The 13,021-nt window shown below is 68.3% G+C and carries 12 protein-coding genes; 9 read left to right on the forward strand and 3 right to left on the reverse strand.

The window, feature by feature from the left end:
* Positions 1–42 precede the first annotated feature (42 nt).
* From V2S04_RS03580 to V2S04_RS03610, 7 genes are read left to right on the forward strand one after another with little or no spacing between them, the layout of a single operon-like run.
* Positions 43–462, forward strand: coding sequence for a type IV pilus modification PilV family protein (locus V2S04_RS03580; RefSeq protein WP_413637123.1), 420 nt, complete (start codon positions 43–45; stop codon positions 460–462).
* Positions 459–992: a type II secretion system protein J gene (locus V2S04_RS03585; protein ID WP_413637124.1), complete on the forward strand. Its 534-nt coding sequence runs from the start codon at positions 459–461 to the stop codon at positions 990–992. Before V2S04_RS03580 ends, V2S04_RS03585 begins: the two co-directional genes overlap by 4 nt.
* Positions 983–2,554: a hypothetical protein gene (locus tag V2S04_RS03590; protein WP_413637125.1), complete on the forward strand. Its 1,572-nt coding sequence runs from the start codon at positions 983–985 to the stop codon at positions 2,552–2,554. Before V2S04_RS03585 ends, V2S04_RS03590 begins: the two co-directional genes overlap by 10 nt.
* A complete protein-coding gene (locus tag V2S04_RS03595) occupies positions 2,551–3,462 on the forward strand; it encodes a prepilin peptidase (protein ID WP_413637126.1) in 912 nt (303 codons plus the stop codon). The genes V2S04_RS03590 and V2S04_RS03595 overlap by 4 nt, the downstream gene beginning before the upstream one ends.
* An 18-nt stretch (positions 3,463–3,480) precedes the next feature.
* Positions 3,481–4,533 carry a type IV pilus biogenesis protein PilM gene (gene pilM, locus V2S04_RS03600; RefSeq protein ID WP_413637127.1) on the forward strand — a complete coding sequence of 351 codons (1,053 nt, stop codon included), beginning with the start codon at positions 3,481–3,483 and terminating at the stop codon, positions 4,531–4,533.
* Complete coding sequence (locus V2S04_RS03605) at positions 4,530–5,186, forward strand: hypothetical protein (RefSeq protein WP_413637128.1); 657 nt, start codon at positions 4,530–4,532, stop codon at positions 5,184–5,186. The genes pilM and V2S04_RS03605 overlap by 4 nt, the downstream gene beginning before the upstream one ends.
* A 1-nt stretch (position 5,187) precedes the next feature.
* Positions 5,188–5,874 (forward strand): hypothetical protein, encoded by a 687-nt coding sequence (locus V2S04_RS03610; RefSeq protein WP_413637129.1) that lies wholly within the window; start codon positions 5,188–5,190, stop codon positions 5,872–5,874.
* A 27-nt stretch (positions 5,875–5,901) separates the two neighbouring features.
* Here V2S04_RS03610 and V2S04_RS03615 read toward each other — a convergent pair whose 3' ends face one another.
* From V2S04_RS03615 to V2S04_RS03625, 3 genes are read right to left on the reverse strand one after another with little or no spacing between them, the layout of a single operon-like run.
* Positions 5,902–7,128 carry a type II secretion system F family protein gene (locus tag V2S04_RS03615; RefSeq protein WP_413637130.1) on the reverse strand — a complete coding sequence of 409 codons (1,227 nt, stop codon included), beginning with the start codon at positions 7,126–7,128 and terminating at the stop codon, positions 5,902–5,904.
* A gap of 1 nt (position 7,129) precedes the next feature.
* A complete protein-coding gene (locus tag V2S04_RS03620; protein ID WP_413637131.1) occupies positions 7,130–8,365 on the reverse strand; it encodes a type IV pilus twitching motility protein PilT in 1,236 nt (411 codons plus the stop codon).
* Entirely contained in the window at positions 8,352–10,019 is a 1,668-nt protein-coding gene (locus tag V2S04_RS03625; protein WP_413637132.1) for a GspE/PulE family protein, read from the reverse strand. Before V2S04_RS03625 ends, V2S04_RS03620 begins: the two co-directional genes overlap by 14 nt.
* 190 nt (positions 10,020–10,209) lie before the next feature.
* On the opposite strand from V2S04_RS03625, the gene V2S04_RS03630 reads away from it, so the two are divergent.
* Both V2S04_RS03630 and V2S04_RS03635 read left to right on the forward strand, forming a co-directional pair.
* Positions 10,210–11,844 carry a sensor histidine kinase gene (locus V2S04_RS03630; RefSeq protein WP_413637133.1) on the forward strand — a complete coding sequence of 545 codons (1,635 nt, stop codon included), beginning with the start codon at positions 10,210–10,212 and terminating at the stop codon, positions 11,842–11,844.
* Entirely contained in the window at positions 11,844–12,998 is a 1,155-nt protein-coding gene (locus V2S04_RS03635) for a hypothetical protein (protein WP_413637134.1), read from the forward strand. Before V2S04_RS03630 ends, V2S04_RS03635 begins: the two co-directional genes overlap by 1 nt.
* The last annotated feature ends 23 nt before the right edge of the window (positions 12,999–13,021 follow it).

Raw genomic sequence — 13,021 nt, forward strand, 5'->3', positions numbered from 1 at the left:
CGATACTCCAGAAGCACCGCTCACATACCCGAGGAGCACGCCATGAACCGGCGCGACACGACCCGAGACGACGATGGCTTCAGCCTCGTCGAGGTCGTCATCGCGATGTTCCTGTTCGCCGTGCTCGCCCTCGCCATTCTCCCGCTGATGACCGGCATCAGTCAGCGCAGCGCCGAGAACCGCACGACGCTTTCCGCGACAGCTTTCGCCAGAGAAGAACTCTCGAAGATCCAGGCAGACTATCCGTCCACCCCCGGCTACACCGTGACCAGCTGCGCTGCTCTACGCACCCTGCAGACCCGGCCAGCAGTCGTCGATCCGGCCAGCGGTTTCGCTGCGCGAGTCACGGTAGACGCGTGCCCCTCGACATTCCCCGCTTCGGTCCCGCTTCGGGTGATCGTCGCACGTGGCGGCTCCGATCTGGTGACCGTAGCCACCCGGGTGCGGGTGGGAGCAGCATGATGACCACGGCTCAGCGTCGGGACGACGGAATGACCCTTGTCGAGCTCATCATCGCCGTGCTCGTGTCGGGTGTGTTCCTCACCCTGATCGCACTCATCTTCGGCAGCGGTCTGAGCGCACAGCAGCGTGCCACTGAGCGGGACGCTGCGACGGCTCAGCTGAACGCCGCCACCGCGCTCATCACCGAGACGGTGCGCAACTCATCCGACATCAGAGTGAGTGCCGCCGGGACACGCCTCGACGCGCGCTTCCTCAAGTCCGACGGATCCACGTGGGAGTGCCGTGCCTGGCAGCTCTTGTCGAACGAGCTGCGATTCAGCGCCGGCCCGAGCGCAAGACCTGTCGCCAGCACGACGTGGAAGTCGCTCGGCTCGGAGCTCAGCGGAACGCTCACGAGCGGCGCCGCCTTCACCCAGTCGGGCAAGCGACTCTCGCTCGGTCTCGAGCAGAGCCAAGGCCAGACCAAGATAGCCGTCTCGAACGGCGCGGTCGCGCAGATCGTCATGGCAGGAGGGCCAGCATGCTGGTGAAGCGGATCAAGGCCACAGATGGCCGCGCTGTGAACGATGAGTCCGGCTCGACGCTGATCGTCGTGCTGATCGTGATGCTGGTACTCGCGGTGGGCAGCACAGCGCTCGCCGGCATTATCGTCAACACGACAGGATCACTCGCCGGTTCCCGCGATCGCGCTCAGGCGCAAGCCGCAGTCGACGCGGGCATCGCAGCGCAGACCGCGCGGCTCGAATCCGGCGACCTGGCCTGCGCGGCCAAGACCGAGACCGACGTGCTCGTGAACGACGCCAGCGGGCCGCGCTACGACTTCACCCTCGCCTGCGGTGGGGGTGCCGCCACGCTCACGGTGACGTCCACTGTGTCGGGTGCGACGGCCAAGCGCGAGACGGTCTTCAGCTATCAGGTCACACCGGCGCCGTCACTCGCCGAGCCGGCGCTTGTGACCCGCTCGCCGCTGAACCTCGCCGCACTGACCATCAAGTCCGTCAATCCCGCCGTACCGGCGACCGTGTGGGTGATCCCCGAGGTCGGGGTCTCCGGCGACTTCACCTGCAACAGCGGCGGTGCGATCGCCGGATCGGTCTACCTTCCCGCCGGAACGGTGTTCGGCGCCGGTGGCTGCGAGGTCAAGGGCGATGTCTACGCCGAAGGCAACATCACGATCGGAAGCGGCACGACGATCCGCGGCGACCTGGTCTCGCTGAACGGCAGCGTCACGATCACCGGCGGAAACACGATCGACGGCAGCATCTACGCCAAGAAGAACGTCACCGGCTCCGGCCTGTCGGGCAAGTTCGTGACCAGCATCCACGCCGGCGCAGATCTGAACCTCGCGGGTGGGGCACCCGTGGCCCGCGACCGCATCACGTACGGAGGCACCTTCACGCGCGCCCACTCATCGGAGAGCGCCTGGGCCGTGAACTCGGTGACGAAGGCGGTGGTCAATCCGCCGACGCTGCCCACGGCACCGACCTGGCGCGGCATCACGCAGACCGATCTGGATGCGCTTGTCACGAGCGGCACGTTCGCCAAGGTCAACTGGACCGGTGCGTGCTCGAGTGCGTGGAATCACCCCATGCAGAGCATCATCGAGGGCTTCACCGTGCCGACCATGATCGTCACGACGTGCAGCAGACTGCCGTTGCCCATCGAATGGTCGGCACTGAAGCTGAAGACCGATGTCGTCTTCGTCGCACCGTCGTTCAACCTGGTCGGTCAGAAGTTCAGCTCCGCCGACGGAAACGAGCACAAGGTCTGGTTCATCTCCCCGGAACAAGCGGGGCGCAACTGCGCTGCGGTGCCCGCGATCAACGTGCAGGGCGTGCAGATGCTGCCGGTGGGCACTTCGAAGATCTCGGGCATGATCTTCAGCCAGTGCACGGTGAGCTTCGCGAACTCGGGTGAAGACTGGCAGGGCTCAATCCACGCAGGCACGATGGCCGGAAAACCCAACTTCTGGTATAAGCCGATCGGCTTCCCCGGCGAGACGCTGCCCGCAGGCGGCGGCCCGAGCACCCCCGGCAACGGCTCGCCGACCGTGCACGGCCTCACCGTCGTGTCGAATCGAGATCTCTCGTGACAGAGCTCTCGGTCCCGCACACCGCCATCCTGATCGCCAGCGGCGTCTTCGGCCTCGTCATCGGCTCGTTCCTGAACGTCGTCGCCTATCGCGTCCCTGCCGGCATCTCGCTGATGCGACCGAGCCAGTGTCCGTCGTGCGATGCGCCGGTGCGGCCGTGGCAGAACGTCCCGGTGCTCTCGTGGCTTGCGCTGCGCGGCCGATGCGCGCGCTGCCACGCAGGCATCTCGGTGCGCTATCCGCTCATCGAGATCGGGGCGGGAGCCCTCTTCGCTGTCGTGGTCGGGTGGGCGATCACGTCAGCGCACCCCGCACCGGCGGCGCCCGCGATCACCATGCCGGCATCGTTCGCCGACGCGTGGCAGTCGCTCGCCGACGCCGACCCCTGGACCGCTCCGCCAGCAGCGTTGGGGGTCGCGCTGCTGGCGGGGCTCTGGTTCGTCGCGACCGGATTCGTGCTCACCATCATCGACATCGAGACCCGCCGGCTGCCCGCGGGGATCGTCCGCACCGCTCTGGTCGCCATCACGGCGCTGCTCGCCCTGTCGTGCGCGCTGGGCGCGGACTGGTGGGCGTTCGTGCGAGCACTGCTCGGCATGCTGCTGCTGTACCTGTTCTACGCGCTGCTGTGGATCGCAAAGCCGGGTGGAATGGGCGGGGGTGACGTGCGGCTGGCCGGCCTGGTGGGGCTCGTGCTCGGCTGGTTCGGCTGGGCAGCGTTGATCGTCGGCGCGTTCGCGGCATTCGTGGTCGGCGGTGTCTACGGCATCGCGCTGATGCTGACGGGCCGCGCCACGCGCCGCAGTGCCGTGCCGTTCGGCCCATGGATGATCGTGGGCGCGGTGATCGGCGCCGTCGCCGGTGCGCGCATCGGCGAGTGGTACCTGAGCCTGCTCTGGGTCGGCTGAGGGACGCGAGGAGATCAGATGGCGAAGACGATCACAGCGGTGGAGATCACCGAAGACAGCGTGCGGGCGGTCGAGGTGGAGATCGGGCGAACCCCGACAGTGCACGCTGCGGGCGAGGTGCGCCTGCCAGCAGGAACGGCGAAGGACTCCGAGGTCATCGATCGTGATGCTGTGGCGGTGGCCACGCGTCAGCTGTGGTCGGAGGGGAAGTTCAAGGGAAGAAACGTCACGTTGGGGGTTGCGAGTCGGCGCATCCTCGTGCGTGAGCACAGCACTCCACTGCGCAACGCCGTGCAGATCCGTCAGGCTCTTCCGTTCCAGGTGCAGGACCTGCTGCCTGTTCCGGTCGAGCAGGCGGTGCTCGACTTCTATCCCGTGGCCGACGATGGAACCGCCGTGCACGGGCTTCTCGTCGCCGCGGTGTCGGAGACGATCGAAGAGCTCATCGCCACGATGTCGCAGGCGAAGCTGCACACCGACGCCGTCGACCTCACCGCATTCGGGCTCAGCCGGGTCCTGGGCATGCTTGCCCCCGCGGGCAGCACGGCGCTGATCATCGACATCGGCGAGCACATCACCCAGCTCGTCGTGGCGGTCGACGGCGTGCCGCGGTTCATCCGCGTCATACCGGTGGACATCGTCCCGTCGCGCTCCGATGAATCCGCCGGGACGAATGCGTCCGTCCCGAGCCCGCTCGTCGATCCGTCCGGTGGCTCACTGCGCAGCGCACGTCGGCGCGCCCGCGCCGAAGAAGCCGAGTCGCTGCCCGCGACCACGCCGGCCCCGCTCACCCCCGAGCAGCAGAGCGCGCTGGTCGACCTCGCCGGGAAGCTGCGCGGCACGCTGTCGTTCTATCTCGGACGCCCCGGGGCGCTGCCGATCGACGTCGCCTGGGTCTCGGGCGCCGGCTCGCTCTACGAGCAGATGTGCAATGTGCTGAACCACATCGTCGGCGTCGACGTGACGCCGCTGACGGGCCTGGCCATCGCACGATCCAGAGTCGAGCTCGACCCCGGTCTCGCGGCCCGTCTGCTTCCGACGGTCGCCATCGCGATGGGAGGTGCGCGATGAATGCCAGAACTCCCCGAGGGATGCCGGTCGGCGGCTTGCCGCGCGTCAACCTGCTCCCGCCGACGGAGCTGACCCGCAGGTCGAACGCCGCGCTGGGGCGACGGTGGGCTCGCATCGTTCTCGGTGCTGTCGCCGTCGTCGCGGCATTGGTCATCGGCCTGCATGCGCTCAACCTGATCGCCGTCACGCGACTGGCAGCAGAGCAGCTGAGGACGCAGACACTGATGACCGAGCTCGCCGAGCTCGCGCCCGTCAGTCAGGCGATGTCGGCACGCATCGGTCTGCAGACGCAGCGCGAACAGGCGATGGCGGGCGACCTCGCGTGGCAGCCGGTGCTCGCGACCCTGGCATCCGGTGTACCCGGTGGGGCACAGATCACCGGCTACGACCTGACGGCGGGCCCGGCACCTGCCGGCGACGATCCCACGACTCAGATCGGCCTCACCGGCACGGTGACGCTCAGCAGCGCCGCCCCGATCGAGTTCACCGCCGCGACAGCTCGGCTGCGAACCCTGGAACCTGTCTCCAGCGTGGACGTCCAGAATCTGTCCAACGAGGAGGGCGTGTACCAGTACGCCGTGACTGTGGTGCTCGACCAGACGATCTACTCCGGAGACTTTGCACCGGCAGCCGAGAAACAGAAGGCCAACTGACATGACGCGACAGCTCATCAACCTCATCGGCGGACTCGTCACAGTGCTCGTGCTGGTCGCCGGCGTGCTGCTCATCGGTCTGCCGATGTACTCGGGGTCGAAGGCAGCTGACGGCGAAGCCGACGATGTCGCGCGCAGCAACGACACTCAGCAGGCGGTGATCGATGGGCTGCGTGCCCAGCAGGCGAAGTTCGACCAGTTGGAAGCGGAGGTCTCTCAGCTGCGGCAGCAGATCGCCACTGAGCCTCGTGTCGATGACATCCTCGCTCTGGCCATCGCCGGAGCCGCCGAGCACGGGGGCACCATCGACAGCCTCGCCGCTACGGAAGCAGAGCCGTTCGCGGTTCGCGCAGCCGAGCAGGGCGTCGACGGGGCAGCGCCCGAACCGGCATCCGCGGCTGCTTCCGGCGGCGCCGCCTCTGATGGCAGCGCGCCGCCCGCGGAGGAAACTGCAGACGCGCCTGCGTCCGCTGCGCCGACCTCGGATCCTGCGGCTTCGGAAACCGACCAGCAGCAGGTGAAGGTGACGCTGGGTGTCACTGCGCCCAGCGTGGAGGCCGCCACAGCGATCGTGGACTCACTTCGTCGAGGCCCACGCGTCGTAGCGATCACGAAGGCGACCACTACCACCGAAGACGAGAGCATCAAGCTGAGCGTCGAGATGCTCGTCTTCGTCAACCGCAGCTGAGCGGAGTGGTCCAACTGAGCAGCGAGGTCACTGCTTGCCGAGCTGGTCGTACAGGCTGAACATGGGCATGTACAGCGCCACGACCATACCGCCGATGATGACGCCGAGCAGGGTGATGAGAATCGGCTCGATCATCGAGGTGAGCTGCTCACTCGCGGTGTTGACCTCGGTCTCGTAATACTCGGCGATGCTCTCGAGCATGTCGGGAAGAGTGCCGGCCTCTTCGCCGACGGAGACCATCTGCGCGACAAGAGGCGGGAACACGTCTGCGTTCGCGAGCGGCCGCGCGAACGACCGCCCCTGGCTGATCGAGGTTGCCACATCAACGAGTGCGAGTTCGATGGCGCGATTGTTCGCCGCCTTCCCCACGATCTCCAGCGCTTGAAGAAGCGGGACTCCGGCCTTGAGCATCATCGACAGGTTCCGCGCGAAGCGGGCGACGGCGATCTTGGTGATCAGAGTGCCGAAAATCGGAAGCTTCAGCTTCACCGGGTCGACGGCGCCCCGGAAGGTGTCCGTATCCTTCACCCGGTGATACCAGACGGCGCCGGCTGTGATCAGCACCGCCATCAGCGGCAGGATCCAGAGCATGTTCCGCGACAGCGTCACCAGGATCTGCGTCGGCAAGGGCAGCTCGCCACCCATGCCTGCGAACATCTTCTCGAAGATCGGCACGATGAAGGTCAGCATCGCCGTGACTCCGAGCAGGGCGATGATCAGCACGATGATCGGGTAGGTCATCGCCGACTTGATCTTCTGCTGCAGCTCGACGTCAGAGCGGTAGCTTGCGGCAAGGGATTCCAGCGCGCCTCCGAGGAATCCACCGGTCTCGCCGACGCGCACCAGATTCACCATCAGGGGAGGGAACACGTCGGAGTGTGCGCGCAACGCCGCCGAGAACGCCTTGCCGCCCTCGATGTCACTGTGCACCGCCGTCAGCGCCGAGACCAGCTTCTTGTTATCGGTCTGCTCGATCAGCACCGCCAGGGCGCGCAGCAGCGGCAGCCCGGCATTGATCAGGCCGGCGAGCTGGTTGGTCAGCACGGCGAGATCGTCGAGCTTGACGCGCTTCTCGAACCACGGGATCTCCTGGTTCAGCCCGGTCTTCGAGGTGGGGACGACCTCGAGCGGGTGCAGCCCCTGCGCGCGCAGCTTGCCGATGACCGCGTTCGCGCTCGCCGCCTCCATCGTCCCCTTGACGACGGCGCCGCCCGACGCGCCCACGGCGCGGTAGGTGTAGTCCTCGACTGGCATCTCAGAATCCCCAGTCGTTCGCGCTCGGCTGTGCGGCGCCGTGGGCGAGCCACGCCTCGGCATCCAGATCCTTCGGCCGCACCTGCACGTTGTCGAGAGCGTGCGGATCGGTCAGGTAGTGGGTGGCGAGCGCTTTCGCCAGCTCGCCCGTCGCGACCAGCTCCTTCAATGACTGGTCGAGCGTGTGCATGCCGTGGGCTGCGCCGGACTGCATCGCGTTGTACAGCTGCGCGATCTGGTTCTCGCGGATGAGGTTCGCGACCGCCGGCGTCGAGACCAGCACCTCGGTGGCGATCACGCGCCCGGCGCTGTTGGCCTTCGGAAGCAGCGTCTGGCTGATCACGCCCTGCAGCGTGTCGCCGAGCTGACTGCGCACCTGGTCCTGCTGATGCGCCGGGAAGGCGTCGACGATGCGGTTGATGCTCTTCGACGCGCCCTGGGTGTGCAGGGTCGACAGCACCAGGTGGCCGGTCTCGGCCGCGGTGAGGGCCGTCGAGATCGACTCGGGGTCGCGGAGCTCGCCGATGAGGATCACATCGGGGTCCTGACGCAGCACGCGGCGCAGGGCCTCGGCGAACGAGTTCGTGTCGGAGCCGACCTCACGCTGGTGGATCAGCGAACGCCGGCTGGTGTGCACGAACTCGATCGGATCCTCGACCGTGACGATGTGGTCGCTCTTCTCGCGGTTGATGATGTCGATCATCGCGGTGAGCGTGGTCGACTTGCCCGAACCGGTCGGGCCGGTGACGAGCACCAGTCCCCGCGGGCGCAGGGCCAGGTCTCGCGCCACGGCGGGGGCTCCGAGCTCCTCGAGCGTGAACGCCCTCGACGCGATGAGACGGAACGCGGCCGCGACACTGCCGAGCTGGCGGAACACGTTCACACGGAACCGGCCGGCGCCGGCCACCGAGTGCGACAGGTCGGCCTCGCCCGTGGAACGGTAGCTCTCGCGCTGCGCGGGGGAGAGCAGTGCCAGCAGCTCGTCGAGCAGCACGGCATCCGGGATCGGATCCGGGAACTCCGCCATCGGCGCCAGCCCGCCGTTCAGCCGATGCAGCGGCACCGATCCAGCCGAGAAATGGATGTCGGACGCGCCGCGCTCGGCGGCGACGGTCAGAACCCGGTCGATCAGGCCGGCGGTCGGCTGAGGCGCCCGCGCGCTCAGATCGGCGGTGGGCTGCGGCGCCCGCGCTCGCAGCTCGGCACGGGTGGGCTCGTAGGCGTCATGCAGTGACACGCAGAATCTCCTCGATCGTGGTCTGGCCCTCGCGGACCTTGCTCCAGCCGTCCTCGCGCAGGCTGGTCATGCCCTGCTCGACGGCGAGCCGTCGGATCTCCGTGCCGCTGGCGCTGGTGACGACCAGGTGCTCGATCTCCTCCGACATGGCCATCACCTCGTGCAGGCCGATGCGGCCCTTGTAGCCGGTGTGCGAGCAGGTGGGGCACCCCTTGGCGCGGTGCAGCACGGGCATCTCGCCCGGCTGGGCGGGGAAGCCGATCGCCCGCAGGGTCGACGGATCCTCGTGATACGGCTCCCGGCACATCGAGCACAGGCGCCGCGCGAGGCGCTGCGCGACCACGGCAGACAAGGCTGTGGCGACGAGGAACGGCTCGGTGCCCATCTCGGTCAGACGGGTGACCGCACTGGGGGCGTCGTTGGTGTGCAGGGTCGACAGCAGCAGGTGCCCGGTCAGCGCGGCCTCGACCGAGATGATCGCCGTCTCCTGGTCGCGGATCTCACCCACCAGCACGACGTCGGGGTCGGATCGCAGGATGCTGCGCAGCGCCGCCTGGAAGGTCATTCCGGCCTTCGCGTTGACCTGCACCTGATTGATGCCGGGAATGCGGTACTCGACCGGGTCCTCGACGGTGATCACATTCACGCGCGGGCTGGAGACCTCGCGCAGGGCGGTGTACAGCGTCGTCGACTTGCCCGAGCCGGTCGGCCCCGTCACCAGCACCATGCCGTGCGGCCGTGCGATCGCCGATCTGAAGCGGTCGAGGTTCTGCGGACTCATCCGCAGGTCGTCGAGCGACAGGTTCACCCCCGAGTTGTCGAGGATGCGCATGACGACCTTCTCGCCCCAGACGGTGGGCAGGGTGGCGACGCGCAGGTCGACCTTGCGCCCGTGATGCACCACCGACAGCCGGCCGTCCTGCGGCCGGCGGCGCTCGGCGATGTCGATCGAGGCCATGATCTTCAGACGCGAGACGATGCCGTCCTGGATGTTGCTGTCGGGGCGCTGCGTCTCGTGCAGCACGCCGTCGATGCGGTAGCGCACGGTCAGGTGCGACTCGCCCGGCTCGAGATGGATGTCGCTGGCGCGATCGTCGATGGCCTGGGTGATCAGCAGGTTGACGAAGCGGACGATGGGCGCATCGCTGTCCTGGTCGCTGAGCTCCTCGGTGATCACCGAGGCCTGATTCGCGGCGGTCTCCTCGAGACTCGCCGACAGGTCCGACAGCTCGGCATCCGATCGCAGGTAGCGCTGGAAGGCGTACTCGAGACCGTCTGCCGCGACCACCACCGGGTCCACCCGCGCGTCGGCGAGAGTGGAGACGTCGTCGATGGCGATGATGTCGGTCGGATCCGTCATGCCGACGATCAGCCTGCCGCCCTCCCGCGCCACCGGGATCAGCCGATGCTTGCGCGCCAGCGCCGCGGGCACGAGAGACGCGACCTGCGGTTCCAGGGGTGTGGTGAACAGGTCGACGAAGCGATGGCCCGACTGCAGGGCGACCGCATCCGCGTACTGGCGCTCGGTGATGACCCGCTCGTCGATGAGCCGCCGGCCGAGCTCGGGACCGTCTCCGAGTTCGCCGATCAGCCCGGTCACCTCCGACGCGCGCACCGCGCCGGTGAGGACGAGTGTCTGGACGACTCCGCGCATGGCGATGAGCTCCCCTCACGTCGGGACGGCCGGGCGCACCGGTCCCGGTCGAGTGCCGAGGCGCTTCGGGACGCCTCGCTCTTCGAATGCTAGCGACGCGAGCGCGGGCCAGGCTCAGGATCAGCGCATCTTTCCCCAGGCAGAATGCGAGGACGCGGCCGCCGATGAGGCAGGCGGTATCTTCGGACGCATGACGTTCCTCGCGGCGGATCCTCCCACCGCGCTGCGCCGCGTACGCGATCGTGCGGTGCTGCTCAACCAGATCCTGGTCGGCACCGGCGTCGTGCTGGCGACCTTCCTGTCGCTCGCCACGGGCACCGTCGCGGCGGTCGACCCGCTGATGCTCGGTCTGCTGCTGGTGTTCGTCGCCACAGGCATGGCCATCCTCGTGCCGTGGGAGAGCGGACCGGTCGGTCTCGTGCTGCTGCTGCCTCTGATCGACATCGGCGCGATCACTCTGCTCACGCTCTCGGCACCCGGATCCGGTTTCCCGCTGCTGTGGCTGTTCCCCGCGATGTGGATCGGCTCCTCGCTCGGCACCCTGGGGGTGATCGGCGCGACCGTGCTCGTCACGGCGGTGTACTGGGCCACCATCATCTACAGCGGCGAGACCTTCGAGATGTCGGCGTTCGTCGTCTACCCGGTCGTCGTCGCCGGTCTCGCCACGATCGCCTCCGTCGCGTCGTGGAGATCGACCGCGCAGCGCGTGGTGCTCGACAAGCAGTCACGTGAGCTGAGACGTGCGGTGGATCGCGCGCGAGGCCAGGAGGAGCTGGTCACCGAGGTGCTCGACGCGGTCGACTTCGGCGTCGTGCGTCTGACCGCCGACGGAGAGCAGGTGGTCTCGAACGAGGCGATGGCCCGTCTGCAGCTCGCGATCGACGACACCGACCTGCTGCAGCCCTTCGCCTCCGACGGTCTGACCCCGCTGGCGGAGGCGGACCTGCCACTGAGCCGCGCCAGGCGGGGGGAGGAGCTGGAGCGCGCGCTCGTCTGGTTCGGTGCCCCCGGTGACGCCGCACGGCGCGCGCTGCGGTTCAACTCGCGCCGCGTGGCGGGCAAGAGCGCCGTCGACGACGGGGTCATCCTGGTGGCGCAGGACACCACGTCCGAAGAGCTGGCGCTGCGCGCGCGAGAGGACCTCATCGCCTCCGTCTCACACGAGCTGCGGACGCCGCTCACATCGATCACCGGCTACGTCGAGCTCGTGCTCGACGACGAGACGCTCTCGGAATCGTCCCGGCGCAGCCTCGGCGTCGTCGAGCGCAACGCCGCCCGACTGCTGGCCATCGTGTCCGACCTGGTCGCGGCATCCGCGATGTCGCGGATGGGGGTGTCGATCACCCTGCACCCGGAGCCGATCGACCTCACCGCGCTCGCGGCGTCCTCCATCGAGTCCGCGCTGCTGCCCGCGGCCGAGCGGGGGATCTCGATCGAGCTGCTCGCCGACGGTCCGATCATGGTCAACGCCGACCCGCACCGCATCCGGCAGGTGATCGACAACCTCATCTCGAACGCCGTCAAGTACGGGCGGGTGCGCGGACGAGTCGATGTCGAGGTGCGCCGTCACGACGATCGCATCACGCTCACCGTCGCCGACGACGGCCCTGGCATCCCGCCCGGCGAGGTGCCGCGACTGTTCGAGCGCTTCTTCCGCTCCGCGCTCGTGCGTCAGTCGGTAACCCACGGCAGCGGCCTGGGTCTGTCGATCAGTCGCGACATCGTGCTGGCCCACGACGGTCGTCTCACCGTGCGCACCGCGCTCGGCGAGGGGTCGGAGTTCACCATGTCGCTGCCGGTGCTGCCGCCCCGAGAGGAATCCTGATGCTGCTGGATCCGTACACCGTCAACGTGCTCGTGGCCGTCACGGCGCTCGCCGCGGGAGTGATGTATCTGCTCGAGACGCTGCTGAGGCGCGAGAGCCGGGCCGGACAGATCTGGGTGATCTCCTACCTGTGCGGCATCCTGACCGTGATCGCGTACCTGATCTGGAAGAGCGTCGACGACCCGCTCATGCCGATCGCGATCGGCAACGGCGCACTCGTCGGCACGGTCGGCTGTCTGTGGCTCGGATGCCTGCGCCACAACGGTCGACGCCTGATGGTGCCGAGCCTGCTGGTCGGTGCGACGGCGCTCCTCGCCGTCGCCGCGGTATTCCTGGAGGGACGCCCGGCCGGCGACTGGGCGGGCTCTGCGGTGCTCTTCGGAAGCGTCGCCGTCTACGCCATCCTGGGCGCCGTCGAATCGCGCCGCGGCCGCAGCGGAGGCACTCCCGAGACGATGGGGATGACGATCGTGCTCGCCATCGTCGGTCTCTACTACGGGGCCCGCTGCGGCGCGTTCGTCGTCGAGGGTCCCGAGAGCGACCTGTTCCTGACGTGGTTCAACTCGAGCATCACCGGCACGCTGACGATCGTGCTGCTCATTGTCGCCCTCGTCACGACGACCTCGCTGCGCAACAATGCCGTGGTGTTCGGCGACGGCAACAACGAGCTCACGCTCTCGGGCGACGGCGTGCTGACCGGCCGGTCGTTCACGGTCATGGTGCAGCGGATCGTGGAGGTCGACCGGGAGGACGGGCGCACGCTCGGGGTGATCGCGCTGCGGGCCGACGATCTGCCGCAGATCGGCATCGCGTTCGGGTCGAGCGAACAGGAGGGTGTGTTCGCCCTGTGCCGCCAGTCGCTGCGGCGTTACGCGCCGGCGACCGCACCGGTGGGCGAACTCGGCCCGACCGGTTTCGTGCTGGCCGTCGACGCGGCATCGCCGTCGGACGTGCGGCGCATCGCGAGCCGCATCCAGCGGCGGATGCTCGACGATCTCGCCGAACGGGGAACCGCCGTCATCCCGGTGATCGGCGTCGGAGTGGCGCTCGCCGACAGCTACGGACAGGACGCGCGGGCGCTGATCCGGGCGGCGTTCGATGCGGCCGGACGCGCGGCGACCAGCCTCGACGCGTCGGTCATGATCGCCGACTGACACGGCTCAGGCGGCCAGGCGGC

The sequence above is a fragment of the Microbacterium sp. OR21 genome (assembly GCF_047306785.1).
Taxonomy (GTDB): Bacteria; Actinomycetota; Actinomycetes; order Actinomycetales; family Microbacteriaceae; genus Microbacterium; species Microbacterium esteraromaticum_E.

Bases quoted from the DNA above. Each gene is read 5' to 3' on its own strand.
- V2S04_RS03580 (WP_413637123.1), top strand. From the start codon at position 43: ATGAACCGGCGCGACACGACCCGAGACGACGATGGCTTCAGCCTCGTC.
- V2S04_RS03585 (WP_413637124.1), top strand. From the start codon at position 459: ATGATGACCACGGCTCAGCGTCGGGACGACGGAATGACCCTTGTCGAG.
- V2S04_RS03590 (WP_413637125.1), top strand. From the start codon at position 983: ATGCTGGTGAAGCGGATCAAGGCCACAGATGGCCGCGCTGTGAACGAT.
- pilM (WP_413637127.1), top strand. From the start codon at position 3,481: ATGGCGAAGACGATCACAGCGGTGGAGATCACCGAAGACAGCGTGCGG.
- V2S04_RS03605 (WP_413637128.1), top strand. From the start codon at position 4,530: ATGAATGCCAGAACTCCCCGAGGGATGCCGGTCGGCGGCTTGCCGCGC.
- V2S04_RS03610 (WP_413637129.1), top strand. From the start codon at position 5,188: ATGACGCGACAGCTCATCAACCTCATCGGCGGACTCGTCACAGTGCTC.
- V2S04_RS03615 (WP_413637130.1), bottom strand. From the start codon at position 7,128: ATGCCAGTCGAGGACTACACCTACCGCGCCGTGGGCGCGTCGGGCGGC.
- V2S04_RS03625 (WP_413637132.1), bottom strand. From the start codon at position 10,019: ATGCGCGGAGTCGTCCAGACACTCGTCCTCACCGGCGCGGTGCGCGCG.
- V2S04_RS03630 (WP_413637133.1), top strand. From the start codon at position 10,210: ATGACGTTCCTCGCGGCGGATCCTCCCACCGCGCTGCGCCGCGTACGC.
- V2S04_RS03635 (WP_413637134.1), top strand. From the start codon at position 11,844: ATGCTGCTGGATCCGTACACCGTCAACGTGCTCGTGGCCGTCACGGCG.